This window comes from Streptomyces xanthii (assembly GCF_014621695.1).
Taxonomy (GTDB): Bacteria; Actinomycetota; Actinomycetes; order Streptomycetales; family Streptomycetaceae; genus Streptomyces; species Streptomyces xanthii.
The window spans coordinates 4,554,570-4,575,830 of sequence record NZ_CP061281.1 but is presented as its reverse complement, the minus strand read 5'-3'; the positions used below and the strand labels follow the sequence as shown (position 1 = coordinate 4,575,830).

The window sequence follows — 21,261 nt, the reverse complement described above, 5'->3', positions numbered from 1 at the left end:
CTCACGACCCCAGGATCGTCGTCAGGAACTCCCCCACCCACGCGAGCAGTTCGCGCCCGACCAGCGGCTTGCCGCCGACCTTGGCCGTCTTGGGGCGCGGGACCAGGATCTGGTGGGTGGCCGGTTTGATGACCGTGCCGGGGTAGAGGCGCTTGAGGCGGAGTTCCTGGGACTCGCGGAGTTCGACCGGGGCGAAGCGGATGTTGGTGCCCTGGAGGACGATCTCGCCGACGCCGCAGGCGCGGGAGAGCATGCGCAGGCCGGCGACGAGCAGGAGGTTCTCGACGGGCTCGGGCAGCTTGCCGTAGCGGTCGGTGAGTTCCTCGCGGACCTGTCGGACGTCGTCCTCCGTGTTCGCCGAGGCGATCGAGCGGTAGGCCTGGAGGCGCAGACGCTCGCCGGGTGCGTAGTCGTGCGGGACGTGCGCGTCGACCGGGAGCTCGATCTTGACCTCCAGCGGCGGCTCCTCCTCGACGCCGCCCTCCAGCGAGGCGCGGTAGTCGGCGACGGCCTCGCCGACCATGCGGACGTAGAGGTCGAAGCCGACGCCCGCGATGTGGCCGGACTGCTCGCCGCCCAGCAGGTTGCCCGCGCCGCGGATCTCCAGGTCCTTCATCGCCACGTACATGCCCGCGCCCATCTCCGTGTGCTGGGCGATCGTGGCGAGGCGCTCGTGGGCGGTCTCCGTGAGGGGCTTCTCCGGCGGGTAGAGGAAGTAGGCGTAGCCGCGTTCGCGGCCTCGGCCGACGCGGCCGCGCAGCTGGTGGAGCTGGGAGAGGCCGAAGTTGTCGCCGCGCTCGACGATGAGCGTGTTGGCGTTGGAGATGTCGATGCCGGACTCGACGATCGTCGTCGAGACGAGGACGTCGAACTTCTTCTCCCAGAAGTCCACGACGACCTGCTCCAGGGCCTGTTCGGACATCTGGCCGTGGGCCGTCGCGATGCGCGCCTCGGGCACGATCTCGCGCAGGCGGGCGGCGGCGCGGTCGATCGACTCGACCCGGTTGTGAATGTAGAAGACCTGGCCCTCGCGCAGCAGTTCGCGGCGCACGGCCGCGCCGATCTGCTTCTCCTCGTAGGGGCCGACGAAGGTGAGGACCGGGTGGCGCTCCTCGGGCGGCGTCGTGATCGTGGACATCTCGCGGATGCCGGTGACCGCCATCTCCAGGGTGCGGGGGATCGGCGTCGCGGACATCGTCAGGACGTCGACGTTCGCGCGGAGCTTCTTCAGCTGCTCCTTGTGCTCGACGCCGAAGCGCTGCTCCTCGTCGACGATGACCAGGCCCAGGTCCTTGAACTTCGTCTCGGAGGAGAAGAGGCGGTGGGTGCCGATGACGACGTCGACGGAGCCTTCGCGCAGGCCCTCCATCGTCGCCTTCGACTCGGTCTCGGTCTGGAAGCGGCTGAGCGCCTTCACGTTCACGGGGAACTGGGCGTAGCGCTCGGAGAACGTGCCGAAGTGCTGCTGGACGAGGAGGGTCGTGGGGACGAGGACGGCGACCTGCTTGCCGTCCTGGACCGCCTTGAACGCGGCGCGGACCGCGATCTCCGTCTTGCCGTAGCCGACGTCGCCGCAGATCAGGCGGTCCATCGGGACCGTCTTCTCCATGTCGTCCTTGACCTCGGCGATCGTGGTCAGCTGGTCGGGCGTCTCCGCGTACGGGAACGCGTCCTCCAGCTCCCGCTGCCACGGCGTGTCCGCCCCGAAGGCGTGGCCGGGGGCCGCCATGCGGGCCGAGTACAGCTTGATGAGGTCGGCGGCGATCTCCTTGACGGCCTTCTTGGCGCGCGCCTTCGTCTTCGTCCAGTCGGCGCCGCCGAGCCGGTGCAGCGTCGGGGCCTCGCCGCCGACGTACTTGGTGATCTGCTCCAGCTGGTCGGTCGGGATGTAGAGGCGGTCGCCGGGCTGGCCGCGCTTGGCGGGGGCGTACTCGACGACGAGGTACTCGCGGGTCGCGCCCTGCACCGTGCGCTGGACCATCTCGATGTAGCGGCCGACGCCGTGCTGCTCGTGCACGATGTAGTCGCCGGACTCGAGGGTGAGCGGGTCGATGGTCTTGCGGCGCCGGGCCGGCATCCGCTGGCCGTCCTTGCCCGCGGCGCGCTGCCCGGTCAGGTCGGTCTCGGTGAGGACGGCGACCTTCAGTTCGGGGTGCACGAAGCCGTACTCGAGGCTGCCGCAGGCCACCTGGACGACGGACGGCGCGAGCGCGGTGAGGTCCTTGTCGAGGCGGGCCGGGACGCCCTCGCCGCCGAGGACCTCGACGGTGCGGGTCGCGGGGCCGTGCGCCTCGGTGACGAACACGGTGCGCCAGCCGTCGGAGAGCCAGCCCTTGGTGTCGGCCAGCGCCTTCGCCGTGTCCCCGCGGTACGTCTCCGGGGCGTGCAGGCCGAGCTGCAGCGTGTCCGCGCCGGCGGCCGAGGCGTCGGCGGCGAACGGCGACACCGACCACCACATCATGCCGAGCTCACGGGCCCGGTCGCGGACGTCGGCGATGGAGCGCAGCGAGGCCGCGCCCACGTCGATCGGGGCGTCGCCGCCGGTCGCGGACGCGGCCCAGGACGCCTGGAGGAACTCCTGCGAGGTCGCCACCAGGTCGGCGGCGCGGGTGCGGACCCGCTCGGGGTCGCAGACGACGGCCATCGCGTCCTCGGGCAGGACGTCGATCAGCAGCTCCATGTCCTCGACGAGGACGGGGGCGAGGGACTCCATGCCCTCGACGGCGATGCCCTCGGCGATCTTCCCGAGGAGTTCGCCCAGCTCCGGGTGCTGCTCGGCGAGTTCGGCGGCCCGGGCCCGTACGTCGGCGGTGAGCAGCAGTTCGCGGCAGGGCGGGGCCCACAGGCCGTGCTCGGCGATCTCCAGGGAGCGCTGGTCGGCGACCTTGAAGTAGCGGATCTCCTCGACGTCGTCGCCCCAGAACTCGACGCGGAGCGGGTGCTCCTCGGTCGGCGGGAACACGTCGAGGATGCCGCCGCGGACCGCGAACTCGCCACGCTTCTCGACGAGTTCGACGCGGGCGTACGCGGCGGCGGCGAGCGCCTCGACCGTGGCGTTCAGGTCGGCGCTCTGTCCGGTGCGTAGGGCGACGGGCTCCAGGTCGCCGAGGCCCTTGACCTGCGGCTGGAGCACGGAGCGGATGGGGGCGACGACGACGGAGACCGGCCCGGTCTCGGGGTCGTCGGTGCTCGGGTGGGTGAGCCGGCGCAGCACGGCCAGGCGCCGGCCGACGGTGTCGCTGCGCGGGCTGAGCCGCTCGTGCGGCAGCGTCTCCCAGGACGGGTACTCGGCGACCGTGTCGGGCGGCAGCAGCGAGCGCAGCGCGGCCGCGAGGTCCTCGGCCTCGCGGCCGGTGGCGGTCACGGCGAGGACGGGGCGCCCCGCCTCGCGGGCCAGCGCGGCCACCGCGAAGGGGCGGGACGCGGGCGGGCCCACGAGGTCGACGTGCATGCGGTTGCCGTCACCGGCGGCCTTCACCGCTTCGGCGAGGGCCGCGTCCTTGACGACGGCATCGAGCAGTCCGTGCAGGCTCATGGGGGCGCTTGGCCTTTCCGGTTCCGGGGGCGCGCGGGCGCAACGCGAAGGACCCGACACGTGGGACGGGCCGGGGGGTCTCCAGCGTACGTCGCCGGGAGGACTGTCGCCCGAACGAGGGACTGCACCGAAGATGCGGGAAGAGTACAGTTTCGTACATGAGTGAGACGCTGCCCATCACCGAGGCCCGTGCCAAGTTCGGCTCCCTGGTCCGCCGTACGGCACACGCGCGCGAGCGCATCACGATCACGGATCACGGTCAGCCCGCGGCGGTGTTCATCAACCCCAGCGAGCTGGCGGAGCTGGAGGAACGGGTGCTGGAGCTGGAGGAGCAGTTGGCCGTCTCCCGGTACCGGTCCGAGAAGGAAGCCGGCACTTTCGTCGGCGTACCGCACGACGAGGTCGGAAAGCTCCTCGGACTGGAGGGCGAGTGAGCTACCGCATCCTCTGGCACGAGCGGGCGACCAGCGCCGCGGTGCGCTTCCTCAAGGAAGACCCTGACGGGTTACGTCAGGCCTACGCGGCAGCGGATCTGCTCGCCGAGGATCCCCGCCCGAGAGGGACCACGGCCTATGGCTCTCCCGAGCTCCGTCGCATGCACGTCGGGCGCTACCGCCTCCTCTACGAGATCGACAACGGCACCATCACGGTCGTCGTTCTGAACATCGGGCGCATTCCCTGAGTACGACGAGAGGCCCGGCATCAGCCGGGCCTCTCGTCGTGCTCACTTTGCGACCTACTCCGTTGCGATCGCGTTCAGGACGTTCATGCGGCCGGCCCGGAAGGCCGGGATCAGGGCGGCGAAGAGGCCCACGAAGGCCGAGCCGATGAAGACCGCGATGATCGTCGGCCACGGGATCTCCAGGACCCCGAGGCCCTCCAGGGCGAGGAGCTTCTGGGCCGTGGCGCCCCAGCCCATGCCCAGGCCGAGGCCGAGCAGGGCGCCGAAGAGGGCGATGACGACCGACTCCAGGCGGATCATGCGGCGCAGCTGGCGGCGGGAGAGGCCGATGGCGCGCATCAGGCCGATCTCGCGGGTCCGCTCGACGACCGACAGGGCCAGGGTGTTCACGACGCCGAGGATCGCCACGATGATCGCGAGGGCGAGGAGCCCGTAGATCATGTTGAGGAGCTGGCCGACCTGGTCCTTGAGGGTCTCCTTGTAGTCGGTCTGGTCCTTGACCTTGACGGTCGGGTCGGCGGCGACGGACGACTTGAGCGCCTTGTAGGCGGCGTCCTCCTTGCCGTCGGCGGCCTTGGCGAACATCATCCCGTTGAGCGGCACCCGGTCCTCGGGCAGGTACTGCTCGGCGGTGGCGACGTTGGTGTACATCGCGCCCTTGTCGAACGCGGTGTCGTCCGAGGTGATCGCCGCGATCCTCAGCTTGGCGGTGGAGCCGTGGTGGAAGGCGACGGTCATCGTGTCGCCGACCTTGAGGTGGTTGCGCTCGGCGAACTCGGAGCCGACCGACATCGCGTTCTTCCCGTACGCCGCCGAGAGCTCACCGGAGGTGGTCTCGCGCCGCAGGTCCTGGGCGTAGCTGGGGCTGGCGGCGGAGAGCTCTTCCTCCTCCTTGACGCCGCCGGGGGTGGTGAGGGTGGTCTTGACCCACTTGACCTCGGTGACGTGGGAGACGAGCCCGCTGTCGCGCACCTTCTTGAGGGAGTCGGCGGCCTGGGGCTTGATGCCGCCCTGGCCCTCGACGATGAAGTCGGCGCCGACCGACTTGTCGAGCTGGTCGGTGGCCGAGGCGACCATCGAGGAGCCGACGACGGAGAGGCAGGCGACGAGCGCGAGGCCGATCATCAGGGCCGCGCCGGTGGCGCCGGTGCGGCGCGGGTTGCGCAGCGCGTTGCGCTCGGCCATCCGGCCGACGGGGCCGAAGAAGCGGAGCAGTACGGCGCTGATGACGCGGACCACGATGCCGGCGAGGAGCGGGCCGACGACCACGAAGCCGATGAGCGAGGCGACGATGCCGGCGCCGAGCCACAGCGAGCCCTGGCTCGCCTTGTCGGCCTGGGTGGCGAGATAGAGGGCGAAGCCGCCGCCGCCCGTGAGCAGCAGGCCGATGACGGCGCGGACGAGTCCGGCCTTGGCGTCGGCGGGGGTGCCGGCGTCGCGCAGGGCGGCCATCGGGGAGACCTTGCCGGCCCGGCGGGCGGGCAGGTAGGCGGCGAGGACGGTGACGACGATGCCGAGGAGGAGGCCGACCGCGGGGGTCGTCCACTTCACGGTGAGGTCGTCGGTGGACAGGTCCATGCCGGCGGCGGACATGAGCTTCATGAGGCCGACGGCGAGGCCCACACCGGCGCCGACGCCCACCACGGAGCCGACGACGCCGAGGAGCAGCGCCTCGACGAGGACGGAGCGGTTGACCTGCTTGCGGGAGGAGCCGATGGCGCGCATCAGGCCGATCTCGCGGGTGCGCTGGGCGACCAGCATCGAGAACGTGTTGATGATGAGGAAGATGCCGACGAGGAAGGCGATGCCGGCGAAGCCGAGGAGGGCGTACTTGATGACGTCCATGAAGGAGCCGACGTCGGAGGCGTTGGCGTCCGCGGTCTCCTGCTGGGTCTGGATCTTGTAGGTGCCGTTCCCGGAGAGTTCCGCGGCGACGTTCTTCTTGAGCTGCGTGTCGCTGACGCCGTCGGCGGCGGCGATGTTGAGCTGCGTGAACTGGCCGGTCCTGCCGATGAGTTCGCGCTGGGCGGTGGCGGTGTCGAAGTAGACGACGGCCGCGCCCGGGTTGGTGACGGTGAAGGAGGCGATGCCGCTGATCTTCGCCTTGATGTCGCCGGAGACGGAGATCGTGCGCAGCTCGTCGCCGAGCTTGAGGTGGTGCTTCTTCGCGGTGTCGGCGTCGACCATGACCTCGGTGGGCCCGCGCGGGGCGTGGCCGGAGGTGATCTCCATGGAGCGGAGGTCGTTCCTGGTCCAGTTGCCGGCGATGGTCGGGGCGCCGTTCTCGGAGCCCATGTTCTTGTTGTCGGCGTTCACGACGGTCACGTTCATGGAACTGACCGCGCCCTCGGCGGACTTGACGCCGTCGGCCTGCTTCACGGTGGCGAGGAGCGAGGCGGGCAGGGCGTCGGGCCGTCCGGTGTCGTTGCCCTCGACCTCGGAGTCCTTGGGGCTGACGGTGACGTCGGAGGCGGTGGCCGTGAACAGCTTGTCGAAGGTCTTGTCCATCGTGTCGGTGAACACGAGGGTGCCGGTCACGAAGGCGACGGACAGGAGCACGGCGACGGCGGAGAGGGCCATGCGGCCCTTGTGCGCGAAGAAGTTGCGCAGCGAGGTCTTCAGGACGGTGTTCGCGGCACTCATGACGTACGGCCCCGGGCGTCGAAGTCCTTCATGCGGTCGAGGACGGCGTCGGCGGTGGGCCGGAGCATCTCGTCGACGATGCGGCCGTCGGCCAGGTAGAGGACGCGGTCGGCGTAGGAGGCGGCGACCGGGTCGTGGGTGACCATGACGATGGTCTGGCCGAGCTCGTCGACGGAGCGGCGCAGGAAGCCGAGGACCTCGGCGCCGGCGCGCGAGTCGAGGTTTCCGGTGGGCTCGTCGCCGAAGATGATCTCGGGCCGGGCGGCGAGGGCGCGGGCCACGGCGACGCGCTGCTGCTGGCCGCCGGACAGTTCGGTGGGCCGGTGCTTGAGGCGCTCGGCGAGGCCGACGGTCTGCACGACCCGGTCGAGCCACTGCCGGTCGGGCTTGCGGCCCGCGATGTCCATCGGCAGCGTGATGTTCTCCAGCGCGTTCAGCGTCGGCAGCAGGTTGAAGGCCTGGAAGATGAAGCCGATGCGGTCGCGCCGCAGCTGGGTCAGCTTCTTGTCCTTGAGGCCGGTGATCTCGGTGTCGTCGAGGTAGATCTGGCCCGCGGTGACGTTGTCGAGTCCGGCCAGGCAGTGCATGAGCGTGGACTTGCCGGAGCCGGACGGGCCCATGATCGCGGTGAACTGGCCGCGGGCGATGTCGACGTCGACGTGGTCGAGCGCGACGACGCGGGTCTCCCCCGTCCCGTACGCCTTGACGACCTGCCGCGCCCGCGCGGCGACGGCCGTCAGCCCTCCGGTGCCCCCGTGCCTGGGAATGGTCACAGCCGATGTCACGGTATGTCTCCTAAGTCGGTCACGCAGCGACGATGTCGTGGGCCGGTGCGCGGGTCGCGGATCTGCGGGAAGTGCGTGGGTCGTGGTCCGCAAGATCCGTTCTGCGGACCGGGCCTTGCGGTGTGCGTTCAGTCTGGTCGGGCGGGGGGTCCGGGCGCGCTGGTGGAAGTCACCCTCTTTCCCGGGGGAAAACCCCACCCCTCGACGGTAGGAAGAACCCCCGGCCCGCTCGTCCTCCAGGGGGACGAACCGTCCCCGGTCCGTTGTACGGAGCTCCCCCTAGGGGAGGTCCACCCTTCGGTGGAGCTCTACTCAGGGTCGTCTCCACCCGCTTAAGCTCCGCCGTGCAAGTAGGTGCAGGGGGAAAGGATTTCCGCAGGTGAACTCGTCCGTGGCCGAAGGGGCCTCTGACCGGCGGCGCGGCGCGGTCGTGGCCGCGCTGATGCTGTCCATGGCACTGGCCGCGCTCGACTCCACCATCGTCTCCACCGCCGTTCCGCAGATCGTCGGGGACCTCGGCGGCTTCACCGTCTTCTCGTGGCTGTTCTCCGGCTATCTCCTCGCGGTGACGGTCACGCTGCCCGTCTACGGGAAGCTGTCCGACACCCTCGGCCGCAAGCCGGTGCTGATCGCGGGCAGCGCCCTGTTCCTGCTCGGCTCGGTGCTGTGCGCGTCGGCCTGGGACATGGGCTCGCTGATCGCGTTCCGTGTCGTGCAGGGGCTGGGCGGCGGCGCCATCCAGGGCACGGTGCAGACGCTCGCCGCCGATCTGTACCCCCTGGAGGAGCGCCCGAAGATCCAGGCGAAGCTGTCGACGGTCTGGGCCACCTCCTCGGTGCTCGGCCCGGCGCTCGGCGGCGTCCTCGCCTCCACGGCCGGCTGGCGCTGGATCTTCCTGATCAACGTGCCGATCGGCGCGGTCGCGCTGTTCTTCGTCGTACGCCATCTGCACGAGCCGCGCCGGGAGCGCCGGGAGCGCGCCTCGGTCGACTGGGCCGGTGCGCTGGCCGTGTTCGCGGCCGGCGGCGTCCTGCTGACCTGGCTGGTGCAGGGCGGCGTCGCCTGGGCCTGGGGCTCGGCCCCCTCGCTGGGCCTGCTCGCCGCCGGACTCGCCCTGGTCGGCGCCGTGTTCCTGATCGAGCGACGGGCCGCCGAACCGATCCTGCCGGGCTGGGTGTGGCGCCGCCGCACCATCGCCGCGGTCAATCTGGCACTCGGCTCGCTGGGCCTGCTGATGGTCGCCCCGACCACGTTCCTGCCCACGTACGCGCAGTCGGTGCTCGGCCTGTCGCCGGTCGCGGCCGGGTTCGTGCTGTCCGTGATGACGCTCAGCTGGCCGGTGTCGGCCGCGTTCAGCCAGCACGTGTACCGCAGGATCGGCTTCCGGAACACCGCCGCGCTCGGCATCACCGGCGCCCTCGCGGTCCTCCTCGCGTTCCCGTTCCTGCCCTACCCGGGCTCGGCCTGGCAGCCCGCGCTGCTCAGCCTGCTGCTCGGCGCCGCCCTCGGGCTCTTCCAACTGCCGCTCATCGTGGGCGTGCAGTCCACGGTCGACTGGTCGGAGCGCGGCACGGCGACCGCCTCCGTCCTCTTCTACCGCCAGATCGGCCAGACCGTCGGCGCCGCCCTGTTCGGCGCCGTCGCCAACGGCGTGATCGCCGGCCGGCTCGGTGCGCACGCCGACCTGGACTCGGTGGCCGGCGACCCGCGGGCGCCCGGGGTGCGCCCGGCGATCGACGCGGCCGTGGACGCCGTGTACCTGGGCGCGGCGGCCGCCGCGGCGGTGGCCCTGCTGGTCCTGCTGACCCTGGCCCCGCGCCGCTTCCCGGTCCTGGACCGCCCGGCACCGGTACCGAACCACCAGAACCGAACACCGGAACCAACCGACTGAACCGAAGTGAACCGACCGACCGGACAGTTTGCGGAAAGGCTCCCCAAGGCGAATACCTGCGAGTAACGTTCCGGCTCCCACTCCCTCCCTGCGGTCCGCCACCGTCCCCGGCGGGCCCGAGCCACGCAAGGAGACCCGGGATGCCGCACCCCGCCCACGCCCACCGGCCGCACGCCTACCGGCTCCCCCGCCACCCCGACCTGCCGCCGCCCGGAGGTCCCGCACCCGAACTGCGGCTGCTGCGCACCGCGTACCGCCGGCAGCGCCGCGTGGCCACGCTCACCGCGCTCGGCTACTTCACGTCGTTCCTGCTCCTGTCCGCGTTCGCGCCCACCTTCATGAACAGTTCCGCGCACGGCGGCCTGTCCACGGGACTGCTCATCGGCCTGTGCCAACTGCCGGTCACCGGGCTGGCGTTGCTCCTCTACGAGATCACGGCACGGCGGCGCGTCGACCCGCTCGCCCACCGGCTGCGCCGCCGCGGCCGCGACACGACGGGAGGCACCCCCCGATGAGGGACGTCTCCTCGGAGTCCATGGCCCTGGTCGCCTTCACCGCGGTCGCCACCATCACGCTGCTGCTCTGCGTCATGACCGGCCCCGACCGCGACGACCTGGAGGAGTTCTACACCGGCTTCGGCTCCCTGAGCCCGATGCGCAACGGGCTGGCGATCGCCGGTGACTACATCTCCGCGGCGAGCGTCCTCGGCACCGGCGGCGTCATCGCCCTGATGGGCCACGACGGCATCGTGCTGGCCCTCAGCACCGCGCTCTCCCTGATGCTGCTGATGTTCCTGCTGGCCGAACCCCTGCGCAACGCGGGCCGGTTCACGATGGGGGACGTGTTCGCCCGGCGTACTCCGGGCCGCGCCGTCCGCATGGCCGCCTGCGCCGCCACGCTCACCGCCCTGCTGCCCATCATGCTCGTCCAGCTCGCGGGCTCCGGCGACCTCATGGCGTTCCTGCTCGGCTTCACCAGCCAGGGCTTCCGCACCGGCTGCGTCCTCACCCTCGGCGCCCTGATGATCGGCTACGCGGCGATCGGCGGGATGAAGGGCACCGCCCTCATCCAGATCCTCAAGATCGTGATGCTGCTCGGCTCCGGTACCGTGGTCGCCGTCCTCGTCCTGCGCCGCTTCGACTGGGACCCGGGCGCGCTGCTCGCCGCGGCGGCCGGACGCAGCGAGGCGGGCCGCGCCTACCTCACCTCGGGCCTGCAGTTCTCCGGTGGGCCCAACCCCCGCCTGGACATGATCAGTTCGGAGCTGACCGTGGTCCTCGGCGGCGCCTGCCTCCCCCACGTCACCATGCGCATGTACACGGCGCGGCACGCGCGCGAGGTGCGCCGGTCGATGTCCTGGGCGGTCTCCTCGGTCGCCGTCTTCGTACTGATCGTCTCGGTCGTCGGGGTCGGTGCGGCGGCCCTCGTCGGCCGGGACGCCATCGCCGCCGCCGACCCTCAGGGCAACACGGCGTACCTGCTGGGCGCGCGGGCGGCCTTCGGCCCGACGATGACGACGACCGAGTCGCTGCTCTTCACCGCCGTCACCACCGCCCTGTTCCTCACCCTGCTCGCGTCGGTCGCGGGCATGATCCTGGCCTGTGCGAACACCCTCGCCCACGACGTCTTCGCCCACCGCGGCGAGCAACCCTCCCCGCGCCGGGAACTGAGACTGGCCCGCCTGTCGGCCCTCGCGGTCGGCGTCCCCGCGATCCTGCTCGCGACGGTCGTCCAGCACCGCAACCTGCAGCCGCTGGTCACCCTGTCCTTCTGCCTGGGCGCCTCGGCGCTGGCCCCCGCGCTCGTCTACAGCCTCTTCTGGCGCCGCTACACCCGGGCGGGCCTGCTGTGGACGCTGCTGGGCGGCTCGGTGGCCTGCCTGGTCCTGATGACGGGCACGAACCTGGTCTCGGGCAGCCCGGCCTCGATGTTCCCCGGCCGGGACTTCAACTGGTTCCCGTTCACCACGACCGGCCTGGTCTCCATCCCGCTGGGCTTCCTCCTCGGCTGGCTGGGCACCGTCCTGACCTCTCCGCGCGAACAGCGGGAGCAGCAGGCACGGTACGAGGCGGTGGAGGGCTGGATCCTGGCGGGCGCGCCCGTCCCCCAGCAGCCCGGCCCGCACCCCACCGGCCCGTACCCGTCCGGTCCGCGCCGGACCGGTGGTCGCGCCTAGGGCCCCGCGAGCCCAGCCTGATCCGAAAGAAAGGCCCTAGTCGGTCGCCGGCAGCGCTTCCCGGGCCGCGGCCCGGGTGCGTTCGCCCCAGGACGCCACCAGCGGGCCGGCCAGGCCGAGGGCCGCGAAGAGGACGCCGAGCAGCAGCCACCCCGTCTGCCCGAGGGCCAGGACCGCGCCGGTCAGGACGATCGGGGCGAGCGCCTGGCCCGCCTCGAAGCCGATGCCGAACAGGCCCTGGTACTGGCCCTGCGCGTGCTCGGGCGCCAGGCCGAAGCCGAGGGCGAACCCGGCCGAGGACTCCCACACCTCCCCCACGCTGTGGATGACGACGGCGAGGACCGCGAGGACCGGCGCCACCCAGGCCGGGACGTCGGCGGTGAGCGCCATCAGCGGGCAGCTGACGAGGAACAGCAGCCCGGCGAGACGGAACGCGCGCCCGCCCTGCCGCGGCGTCTCCACCTTGGCCCCGAGCCGGCTCTGCAGCAGCACGCAGACCCCGCTGCTGATCGCGTAGACGGCGGCGACGGTCCAGCGCGGCGCGTCGGTGTGGGCGCTCAGCCAGATCGGCAGCAGCAGGGAGACCACCTGGTACTGGAGACCCATCAGGCTGTAGAGCCCGACGAACACCACGAACGGGCGGTCGGCCAGGACCGACCAGCGGCGGTGCTCCGCGGGCCGGGGCAGCGGCCGGTAGTCCGGGACGCCGAGGAGCCCGATCAGACCGGCGCCGACGAAGCTGGCCGCGTTGGCGAGGATCAGCGTCGTGTAGGCGGCGCGGGTGTCGATCTGGAGGGCGACGCCCGCGCCCAGGGTGCCGATGACGACGCCGAGGTTGACGAACGTGCGCAGGCGGGCCCGGAAGGCGGCCGGGCGGTCCCCGCCGGAGCGCGCGACCAGCGCGCCGCCGGCCGCACCGGCCGCCGAGGCACCCAGCCGGTCCAGCGTGGCGAGGAGCGTGAACACGAGCCAGCTGTCGATGAGCACGAACGCGGCCATCGTGACCGCCTGCACGGCGACCGCGCACAGCCAGACCGTGCGCGGCCCGTACCGGTCGGCCAGGTTCCCGGCCGGTACCCCGGCCGCCATCCCGACGAGCCCCGCGATCGTCAGGCCCGCGCCGACCTGCGTCGCGGGCAGGTGCACGACGAGCGTGAAGTAGAGGACGGCGGCCGCGTTGAACAGGCCGTTGCCGATCCGGCTGACGAAACTGGCCGCGATCAGGGCCCGCTGAGCCCCGGACTCCCCCCGAGCGATCATGCGGCAGAGGGTAACAGCGCCCTATTTCCCCAGCGCCTCGGCCGTCTTCGCCCGCCGCGCGAGCACTCCGTCCCGCAGCTCGGCCATCTCCCGCAGCGCGTCCCGCCGGTCGCGCCGGGTGAGCCGGTCCACGTAGAGGCGGCCGTGGAGGTGGTCGGTCTCGTGCTGGAGGCAGCGGGCGAAGTAGCCGCGCCCCTCGACGACGATCGCGTTCCCGTCCTTGTCCTGTCCCCGGACGACGGCGTGGTCGGCGCGCGGCACCGGCTTGTAGGGGCCCGGCACGGAGAGGCAGCCCTCCATCTCGTCGACCAGGCGGCGCGTGGCGACGGGCTCCTCGTCGAGCACGGGGTTGAGGACGTGCCCGGTGTGCCGGACACCCCAGTCGTCCTCCATGTCCCAGACGAACAGCTGGAGGTCGACGTCCACCTGGTTCGCCGCGAGGCCCGCGCCGTGCGCCACGTGGTTCGTGGCGAACATGTCGTCGATCAGCCGGTCGAGGTCCGCAGTCCCGAAGTCGGCCTCCGTGGCCGCGCGCAGTCGGCGGTGCAGCACGTCCTCCCCGATGACCGTGATGCGCCGCACCGCGCCCCGCTCCACCTCCGGCAGCAGCCCGTCCGCGCCCATGCCCCTCAACTCCCCGATCCGCTTGTGCACTTGACCCGACGCTTTGCAAGGTAGCAGTGTTTGCAAAGTGACCGAGGAGAACGAGAAGACCGACGCGGCGACGGACCGCAGGACGCTGCCCGACCATCCCGTGCGGATCGCGCTGCTCGACCTGCTCGCCGAGCTGGGCACCGTGACCTCCACGCAGGCGGCGGCCCGGCTCGGGCACAGCTCGGGCCTGTGCTCCTTCCATCTGCGCCAGTTGGCCCGGCACGGCCTGATCGAGGAGGCCCCGCACGGCGGCGGCCGCATCCGCCCGTGGCGGCTGCGCTGGGACGACCCGCGCAGCGCCGCCCGGGCCACCGCGCGCACGGTGAGCGCCGAGCTGTTCCTGACGCCGGACGAGGCCGACGAGCTCGCCGAGCGGGTACGGGCCCTGGCCGCGCCGTACGCCCACCGCGCCGCGCACCCGGAGGGCGCGTCCCGCTGGACCCTGGACGCGGCCTTCCGGCCCGCCCCCTGACGCCCCGGCGAGGGCCCTAGGCGGAGGGGTCCGGGTCCATCGCGCGGCCGGTCAGGGCCGCGAGCGAACTGCGGACGTGCTCCATGTGGTCGCGGACCTCCTCGCGGGCCTCGTCGTGCTCGCCGAGGACCCGTTCCGTGTCCTCGGCGATCCGGCCGGCGCGGGCGCGAGCCTGCTCCAGCAGCTCGGCGGCCTGCGCGTCAGCGGCCTCCTGGGCGCGCCGGGCCGACTCCTGCGCCTCGGCGAAGGCCTGCTTCGCCTCCGCGAGACGGGCCTCGGCCGCGGCCTCGGCGGCGACCTCGCGCTCGACCTGGGCGCGGTCGGCGGCGGCCAGCTCCCGCTCTGCGGTGTCGAGGCGTCCGGCCTGGTCCTCGGCCTGGTCGGCGAGCAGGGTCTCGGCGCGGCGGCGGGTCGCGTCGAAGTCGGCGAGCGCCTCGTCGCGGGCCCGCTTCGCGTCGTGCCGGGCCAGCGTGCGGATCCCGTCGGCCTCGGCCCGCGCCGCGGTCTCCCGGGCGTCGGACCACTCGGCGGCCCGCTCCCCCACCCCGTCGGCGTGCGCGCGGGCGGCGTCGCGCAGCGCCTCGGCGGCGCCGGCGGCGGCCTGCGCGGTGGCCTCGGACTCGGCGCGGGCGGCGTGCCGCACGGCGGCGGCCTCCTCCTCGACGAGGCCGAGCAGGCTCCGGGCGCGCTCGCCCAGGGACTCGTACGTCTGCGGGGCGAGCCCGGCGACGGCCTCGCGCAGCCGCTCCGCCTCCGCGGCCAGCTCGGCCTCCCGCCCGGTCAGTTCGCCGATCCGCGCCCGCGCCTCCTCGGCGGCCCGGAACAGAGCGGCCGCGTACTCCTCGACCTGCTCGGGGCGGTAACCGCGCCACCCCCGTACGACCGCGAACCCGAACGGCGAGGACGACGTACCCGCTGCCATCTCGACCCTCTCCCCACTAAGCGACTGTTGGGCGACACAAACACGACACAAGCGCACCACAGGTGACACACCGGTCGACCCGCTCGGTCAAGGATGCGTCAATTGCCGCCGAAAGTCGGAATCGCGCGATCATCGCGGAGGGCGTCGAAGAGCCGCTCGGCCCCCGCCTCGTCCCACACGACGACGTCACCGACCCCGGGCAGATCCGGCTCCGAGGCCACCGGCACGGTCGTCGTGCCCTTCGGATCGGACAGCTCGCGCCCCATCTCCGTCAGCTCGGTCAGCCCGGTCCGCCGGTCGACCGTGAGCGCGTCCAGCACGGCGCTCAGGAACGGGATCACCTTCCACGGCACGGCCAGCACGGACGCGCTGAGCGCCTCGTCCGCGATCGCGTGCACCAGCTCCCGCTGCCGCTCCACCCGTCCGAGGTCGCCGCGCGGGTCGGAGTAGCGGGCGCGCGCGTACTGGAGCGCCTGCACGCCGTCCATCTCCTGGCAGCCCGCGTCGAAGTCCGCACCCGACTTCGGGTCGTGCAGCCCCCCGGAGGACACGCACAGGGTGACCCCGCCGAGCGAGTCCACGACGTCCACCAGACCCAGGAAGCCGATCTCCGCGTAGTGCCCGATCCGCAGCCCCGTCGCCTGCTCGACCGTCCGCGTCAGCAACCGCGGCCCGCCCAGCGCGTACGCCGCGTTGATCTTGTTCTTGCCGTGCCCCGGGATCGACACGTACGAGTCCCGCGGGATCGACACCAGGTACGGGCCGTTGTCCCCGTAGTGCAGGATCATGATCGTGTCGGTGTTCAGGCCCTGGTCGTTGCCGACGTGCAGCTGCTTGCGCTGTTCGGGCGTCAGATCGGAGCGCGAGTCCGAGCCGACGAGCAGCCAGTCGCTGCCGTGCCCCGCCGCGGGCCGCCCCGCGTAGTCGCTCAGCGCCTGCGTCGTCCGCAACCGCCCGTCGGCCCAGAAGTACAGGCCCGCGCCGTACCCGACCACCACGACGATCACCAGCAGGAGGGCCCACAGGACCCGCCTCGGCCAGCGCCGCCGTCGCACGGGACGCGCCCGCGCCGGATTCCCCGCCATGCACGCATGATGAGGGCGCCCGACCGGTCCCGCAGGTCGAGCGCCCTCAGCGTGTCCTCGCCGATGTGTGTCCTACGCGGCTACAGCAGGCCGTCCCACATCTGCTCGAGCAGCACCGACCACCAGGTCTCGGGCGAACCGAGCGCCGCCGGGTCGATCGCGTTCAGCTGCGCCTGGAAGTCGACCGTCCAGCGGCCCGCCTGCTCCGGGTTCAGACCGAAGCGCAGCCGCCACATGCGGCCCAGCAGCGCCAGCGAACGGGCGAACTCGGGCAGCCCCGTGTTCACGAACTGCGGCGGCACCGGGCCACCGCCCGGCCCCGCCTCCACCGGCACGGCCACGATGTGCGCCGTCCCGTACTGGACGCAGACCGCCTTGCCGAAGTCGCTGCCCATCACCAGGTACGAGCCCGCGTCCGACGCGGGCTGCACCCCGCGCTCCGCGGCGAGCTCCGCCAGTGTCGGCACCGGCCGGCCCGGCTGGGCCTGCGCCCAGAAGAACGGCCCGAAGTCCGCCGGGAGACCCGCCACGACCAGGGTGTGCGCGACCACGTCCGGGACGCCCTGCCGCGACACGGCCCTCTGGTCGAACCGGAACACGCCCGGACCGAACGCGGCGCCCAGCTCCTGCGCGATGCCCTCCGGAGGCACCGGCGGCATCGGCTGCGCGGGCGGCAGCGGCGCCCGCACCGGAGCGGGCCGCGCCGGGCCGTCCGCCACCTGGTGCAGCTCGCCCTGGTGGGCGATCAGCTGCTGCATGCCCTGCTGGCGCGACGCGTGATCGGTGCCGTACGGCGCGATCGACGTGATCCGCGCCTGCGGCCACTGCTCCTTGATCATGCGGGCGCAGTAGGCACCCGGCAGCGCGCAGGACTCCAGCTCCGTGTGGAGCTCGAGCACCTGGTCCGGCGGGATGTTCATGCCGCGCAGCTCGTGGAAGATCTGCCACTCCGGGTGCGGCGTGCCGGGCGCCGAGCGGCGGATGAGCTGCTGCTCGGAGCCGTCGGGCGCGCGGTAGCGCAGCACCGCCTGGTAGCCGGGGCCCACCGTGGGCTGGCCGGCCGGCGGCTGCGGGTACCCGTACGCGGCCGGCGGGGCACCCGGGATCTGCTGCCCGGCCACCGGCGGCGGCATCGCGCCGGGCGGCGGGGGCGGCACCGGACCCGGCGCGGCCGGCGCCGGCGGAACCGGACCGGGCGGCATCGGGCCCTGCGGGCCGGGGCTCGCGAGCATCGTCGCCGCGTGGTGCACCCCGCCGCCGGGCGGCGGAGGCGTGGCACCGGGAGGCTTGGGCGCGCCGGGAGCACCGGGCGGGCCGGGCGGCGGCGGGGTCTGACCGCCGGGAGCACCGGGGACGCCGGGCGGGCCCGGAGGCGGCGGCGCCTGACCGCCCGGACCCTTCACGGGCGGACCGGCCAGCATCGTCGCTGCGTGGTGCACCCCGCCGCCGGGCGGCGGAGGCGTGGCACCGGGCGGCTTCGGCGCGGCGGGCGGCTGCGGGGCGCCCGGCATCTGCGGCTGCCCGTCGGGGCCGAGCGAGGACACGAGCTGCGTCGGCACGTAGCCGCCCGCGGGCGCGCCCGGGGTGCCCGGGGCACCCGGAGGCGGCGGCGTCTGACCGCCGGGAGCACCCGGGGTGCCGGGGGCGCCGGGCGGCGGCGGGGGATTCCCGGCGCCACCGCGCGCCGGAGGCTGGGCCTTGCTCGTCGCGGCGTCCGCGATGTCACCGGCGCCGGGCGCCAGCGGCCGCCCGGACGCGTCCCGCGCGCCGGGGCCCTGCGGGTAGCCGTACGAGGGCGCGTCGGGAGCGCCCGGGGCGTTGGGCGCGGGCGGCGTCGGCGCGGCCGGCGGCACGGGGGTGCCCGGCGGCGGCGTGCCCGGCACGGCGGTGCCCGGAGCGGGCGGCGCCATCGGCGCGGGCCGCTCCTCGCGCAGCGCGGGGCTCACGGCGGTCGGCGGCAACTGGCTGCCGCCCGACATCAGCGCGGTCTTCGCCTCCGGGGTCACCCCGGGCGGCGGGGTGTCCTCGGACAGCGGCGGCGAGAACACGGTCTCCGGCAGCGGAACGGACCGGTCCTCCTCGTCCCCCACCCCGTTGGTGTCGGTCCCGGCCCACGGCGTGGCGTCGGAACCGGCCCCCGGGAAGCCCTGCGGCTGCACCGGCGAAGGCGTGGCGGGCGCGCTCGGGAAGCCCTGCGTCTCGGCGACGGCCGGAGCGGGCGCGGGCTCGTACGGCGCGGCCGGGGCCGGAGGCTCGTACGGAGAAGACGGAGAGGACGGAGCAGACGGAGCGGGCGCCGACGGGGCGGGAGAAGACGCGGAAGCCGAACCGCTGTCACGGCTCTCGCGGTTCTCGCGGTGGTCCGGGATGCCCAGCTTGTCCGCCGCCTCCTGGAGCCACTCGGGCGGGCTCAACAGGAACGACGTCTGGTTCAGATCCACCCGCTCGGGCGCCCGCGCGGCCGCCGGCTCCGCGGGCGCCTCCGGCAGCCCGTACTCCTCCTCGTACCGCCGGATCACCTCGCCCACCGGCAGCGCCGGCCACAGCGTGGCCTCGCCGCTGTCCCGGGCGATCACCAGCCGCTGCCGGCCGCCGTCGGACACCGGACCGGTCTCCCGGTCCTCCGCCCACACCACGAACCCCAGCTCGAACTCCCGCACCCGCACCTCACGGTGCTGGTAACCGGGCACGTCACCGTTGATCCATTCCTCGGCGCGCTCCTGCGCCTGCGCGAACGTCACCATCGGAGCCTCACTCCCCACCCGTGACCGGGACCGCGCGCGCGAAGCCGCCGTCCACCATCAGGTTCGCCACCGTCTCCAGCTCCGGCGGATTGCCCGCCAGCCGCGACAGGAACGCGTCGAAGTCGTCCCCGCAAGGCAGCAGCAGCCGCTCGACCCGCTCCGCGACCGACCACCCGGCCGTGTCGCCGCCGTCCCGCGCGTCGTCGTACGCGCACAGCCACACCGAGCCGATCGCCGCACCCCGCACCTTCAAGGCGAGGATGCCGCCCTGGACGAACGCGACACCCAGATAGTCCTTCGTCAGGTGATCGCGCAGACACTTGTTGACGTACACCAGGTCGTTGACCGCGGCCTCGTCGCGCACCGTGAAGAACGGCTGGTCGACCAGGAGCCCCAGCTCCGCGTCGAGCGCCGCCCCCACGGGAGCGCTGCCGCCGCCCGCCTTCAGGAACGACCGGTACGCGCCGGGCAGCCGGTACCCCAGGTCCTCCTCCACACCGAGCACCTGCGCCTCGGTCACCGCGACACCCGACTTCGGCAGCCCGAAGTGCGCCGGACGCGTGTCCTGCAACGGGCGCGTGCCCCGCTTGTGCTGGTCGACCGCCGCCGTGGCGAGCCCGCCGTGATGCCGCAGCAGCGCCTTCACCTCGACCGGGACCAGCTCCACGCGCCGCGAACCGCGCACGTGGTGCCAGGTCCAGCCGTGCGGCGTCGCCACCGGCGGAATCGTGTCCCACAAGGGGTGACCGGACGCGGCCAGCGCCGCGTTCGCCGACACGTAGTCCGTGAGGCGCAGCTCGTCGACACCGAAGCCCTCCGGGGGCTCGGCGATCTCGGCCGCCGCACGCGCGTAGGCGGAGAAGTCGGGATAGCCCTCGCCGTCCATCCGCACACCTCTGGGGTGGCGGGCGGCGCGGACCGGGTCCGGGAAGTGCACTACCTGCCCGGCGTAGGCCGCGTTCGGCGGCGCGGTCTGCTGCCCGAGCCGACCTGTCGTCATGGCGGTTGCCCCCTGCGGCACTGTTGACGGTTCCTGGTCGTGACAGCCTATGCGGTTGTACGACACGGGTCACCGGGCCTCCGGTTCCATGACCTGCAGTCACCCCGCCGTCACCACCCTGTGACGAACTGGCGTGTCGCGGGGGACCGACTACCGCTCCAGCCGCCCCATTTGGCAGTCTGTGCAGGCAACCTGGGGGATTGCAGGAGGGGAACAAGACCACATGCACAGCGGTACAGCAGAGCCAGCCACGGCCACGGACGCCCGGTCCGAGGCCGACCCGCGCGTCGGCTGGAGCGCCACCGACACCACCGCCGTACCCGTGCTGCGGGGCCGCCGCGACGGCATCCTGCCCACTGTCGCCGCCGCGCTCTCCGTACGCGGCACCACCCTCACCTCCACCGCGGCCCGCGGCGAACAGGCACCCGCCCTGCACCCGCTCGTCCAGGACTTCCTCGACACCCTCACCAGCGCCCAGCGCGACCGCTTCACCGGACGCTGCGCCGAGGCCATCCTCATCTCCCGGCACCTCTCCGCCTCCGACGCGGAGCGCGCCGAGAAGTCCAAGCGCGCCCGCCGCAAGCCCATGTCGATGAGCGAGGCCCGCAAGGCGCTCAAGCACGCCAAGCTCACGACCCGGCGCATCCGCGAGGACGGCGACCCGCTGCACGGCGGCTTCGCCCGCCCCTGCCGCGCCTGCACCGCGCTCACCGCCCACTTCGGCGTCCACGTCGTCGTGCCCGAGGACGCCGCAGCCGAACCGGGCGACGCCACCGATCCCGCACCCCCGCACCCCGAGGCCGCCCCCTGATGTCGCACCCCGCATCCACCACCGACGGCGCCTCCACCGCCCGCTTCACCTCCGGCGTCGACACCGTGCTGCGGGCCGCCGGCTGGCGGCCCGGACGCTGGGACATCAAGCAGGCCGAGTTCTGGGCGGACGCCCTGCGCACCCATGTCTCCCCCGCCGGGCACCGGCACAGCGTGTTCCCGGCGGCGGTCGAGGCGTGGGCCGAGTTCGGCGGCCTCCACCTCACGCCCACCGGTCCCGGCCGGCACGTCGCCCCGGCCCAGCCCCACCTGGACCCCCTGCACGGGCTCCACATGGCCCGCACCCTCGGCGACCTCGGCCGCGCCCTCGACACCGAGGTCTGCCCCCTGGGCGCCGAATCCGGCACGGAGGCCCTCCTCGCCATCGACTCCGAGGGCCGCGTCTACGTCCTCGATCACAGCGGCGACTGGTACCTCGGCCCCGACATCGACCAGGCCCTGGAAACCCTCATCACCGGCACCCACCCACCCCGCCTCACCTCCGGGGGTTGACCGGTGCGATCGCGGGTGCGGGCCGGTGGGGGCTGGTCGCGCAGTTCCCCGCGCCCCTGAAATGCCTGCCCTTCGGGCGCATTTCCCCG

At 73.2% G+C, this 21,261-nt stretch carries 17 protein-coding genes; 8 read left to right on the top strand and 9 right to left on the bottom strand.

Annotated elements, in window-relative coordinates:
• Nucleotide 1: 1 nt before the first annotated feature.
• Nucleotides 2-3,535: a transcription-repair coupling factor gene (mfd, locus tag IAG42_RS20785; RefSeq protein WP_188338471.1), complete on the bottom strand. Its 3,534-nt coding sequence runs from the start codon at nucleotides 3,533-3,535 to the stop codon at nucleotides 2-4.
• Nucleotides 3,536-3,693: 158 nt separating this feature from the next.
• Between mfd and IAG42_RS20780 the strand changes: the two genes are divergently transcribed.
• Nucleotides 3,694-3,969, top strand: a complete 276-nt coding sequence (locus IAG42_RS20780) for a type II toxin-antitoxin system Phd/YefM family antitoxin (RefSeq protein ID WP_188338470.1) — start codon at nucleotides 3,694-3,696, stop codon at nucleotides 3,967-3,969.
• Nucleotides 3,966-4,217, top strand: coding sequence for a type II toxin-antitoxin system RelE family toxin (locus IAG42_RS20775; RefSeq protein ID WP_188338469.1), 252 nt, complete (start codon nucleotides 3,966-3,968; stop codon nucleotides 4,215-4,217). The genes IAG42_RS20780 and IAG42_RS20775 overlap by 4 nt, the downstream gene beginning before the upstream one ends.
• Before the next feature lie 54 nt (nucleotides 4,218-4,271).
• On the opposite strand, the gene IAG42_RS20770 is transcribed toward IAG42_RS20775, so the two are convergent.
• Both IAG42_RS20770 and IAG42_RS20765 read right to left on the bottom strand, forming a co-directional pair.
• Nucleotides 4,272-6,860, bottom strand: a complete 2,589-nt coding sequence (locus IAG42_RS20770; RefSeq protein WP_188338468.1) for an ABC transporter permease — start codon at nucleotides 6,858-6,860, stop codon at nucleotides 4,272-4,274.
• Entirely contained in the window at nucleotides 6,857-7,645 is a 789-nt protein-coding gene (locus IAG42_RS20765; RefSeq protein ID WP_188338467.1) for an ABC transporter ATP-binding protein, read from the bottom strand. The genes IAG42_RS20770 and IAG42_RS20765 overlap by 4 nt, the downstream gene beginning before the upstream one ends.
• Nucleotides 7,646-8,024: 379 nt before the next feature.
• Between IAG42_RS20765 and IAG42_RS20760 the strand changes: the two genes are divergently transcribed.
• From IAG42_RS20760 to IAG42_RS20750, 3 genes are all read left to right on the top strand, one after another.
• Nucleotides 8,025-9,536 (top strand): MDR family MFS transporter, encoded by a 1,512-nt coding sequence (locus IAG42_RS20760; protein WP_223206100.1) that lies wholly within the window; start codon nucleotides 8,025-8,027, stop codon nucleotides 9,534-9,536.
• A 140-nt stretch (nucleotides 9,537-9,676) separates the two neighbouring features.
• On the top strand, nucleotides 9,677-10,051 hold the full coding sequence (locus IAG42_RS20755; protein ID WP_188338466.1) for a DUF485 domain-containing protein: 375 nt from the start codon (nucleotides 9,677-9,679) through the stop codon (nucleotides 10,049-10,051).
• A complete protein-coding gene (locus IAG42_RS20750) occupies nucleotides 10,048-11,712 on the top strand; it encodes a sodium/solute symporter (protein WP_188338465.1) in 1,665 nt (554 codons plus the stop codon). Before IAG42_RS20755 ends, IAG42_RS20750 begins: the two co-directional genes overlap by 4 nt.
• A gap of 36 nt (nucleotides 11,713-11,748) precedes the next feature.
• Here the strand turns inward: IAG42_RS20750 and IAG42_RS20745 are convergent, their stop codons facing one another.
• The gene (locus IAG42_RS20745) at nucleotides 11,749-12,972 is read right to left on the bottom strand and encodes an MFS transporter (RefSeq protein ID WP_188338464.1); all 1,224 of its coding nucleotides are present in this window, start codon (nucleotides 12,970-12,972) and stop codon (nucleotides 11,749-11,751) included.
• 21 nt (nucleotides 12,973-12,993) lie between these two features.
• A complete protein-coding gene (gene def / locus IAG42_RS20740; RefSeq protein WP_188341510.1) occupies nucleotides 12,994-13,596 on the bottom strand; it encodes a peptide deformylase in 603 nt (200 codons plus the stop codon).
• Between the two features lie 67 nt (nucleotides 13,597-13,663).
• Here def and IAG42_RS20735 point away from each other — a divergent pair, with 67 nt between their 5' ends.
• Nucleotides 13,664-14,098: a helix-turn-helix domain-containing protein gene (locus IAG42_RS20735; RefSeq protein ID WP_188338463.1), complete on the top strand. Its 435-nt coding sequence runs from the start codon at nucleotides 13,664-13,666 to the stop codon at nucleotides 14,096-14,098.
• Between the two features lie 16 nt (nucleotides 14,099-14,114).
• Here the strand turns inward: IAG42_RS20735 and IAG42_RS20730 are convergent, their stop codons facing one another.
• The 4 genes from IAG42_RS20730 to IAG42_RS20715 all read right to left on the bottom strand — a co-directional run bounded on the left by IAG42_RS20730 (nucleotide 14,115) and on the right by IAG42_RS20715 (nucleotide 19,849).
• Nucleotides 14,115-15,020 carry a cellulose-binding protein gene (locus IAG42_RS20730; RefSeq protein ID WP_188338462.1) on the bottom strand — a complete coding sequence of 302 codons (906 nt, stop codon included), beginning with the start codon at nucleotides 15,018-15,020 and terminating at the stop codon, nucleotides 14,115-14,117.
• 98 nt (nucleotides 15,021-15,118) lie between these two features.
• Nucleotides 15,119-16,105, bottom strand: a complete 987-nt coding sequence (locus tag IAG42_RS20725) for an LCP family protein (RefSeq protein WP_188338461.1) — start codon at nucleotides 16,103-16,105, stop codon at nucleotides 15,119-15,121.
• 80 nt (nucleotides 16,106-16,185) lie between these two features.
• Nucleotides 16,186-18,849 carry an SUKH-4 family immunity protein gene (locus IAG42_RS20720; RefSeq protein WP_188338460.1) on the bottom strand — a complete coding sequence of 888 codons (2,664 nt, stop codon included), beginning with the start codon at nucleotides 18,847-18,849 and terminating at the stop codon, nucleotides 16,186-16,188.
• A 7-nt stretch (nucleotides 18,850-18,856) separates the two neighbouring features.
• Entirely contained in the window at nucleotides 18,857-19,849 is a 993-nt protein-coding gene (locus IAG42_RS20715) for an SMI1/KNR4 family protein (RefSeq protein WP_188338459.1), read from the bottom strand.
• A gap of 223 nt (nucleotides 19,850-20,072) precedes the next feature.
• On the opposite strand from IAG42_RS20715, the gene IAG42_RS20710 reads away from it, so the two are divergent.
• Nucleotides 20,073-20,660: a YwqJ-related putative deaminase gene (locus IAG42_RS20710; protein ID WP_188338458.1), complete on the top strand. Its 588-nt coding sequence runs from the start codon at nucleotides 20,073-20,075 to the stop codon at nucleotides 20,658-20,660.
• Nucleotides 20,660-21,172: an SUKH-3 domain-containing protein gene (locus IAG42_RS20705; RefSeq protein ID WP_188338457.1), complete on the top strand. Its 513-nt coding sequence runs from the start codon at nucleotides 20,660-20,662 to the stop codon at nucleotides 21,170-21,172. Before IAG42_RS20710 ends, IAG42_RS20705 begins: the two co-directional genes overlap by 1 nt.
• Nucleotides 21,173-21,261: the final 89 nt, after the last annotated feature.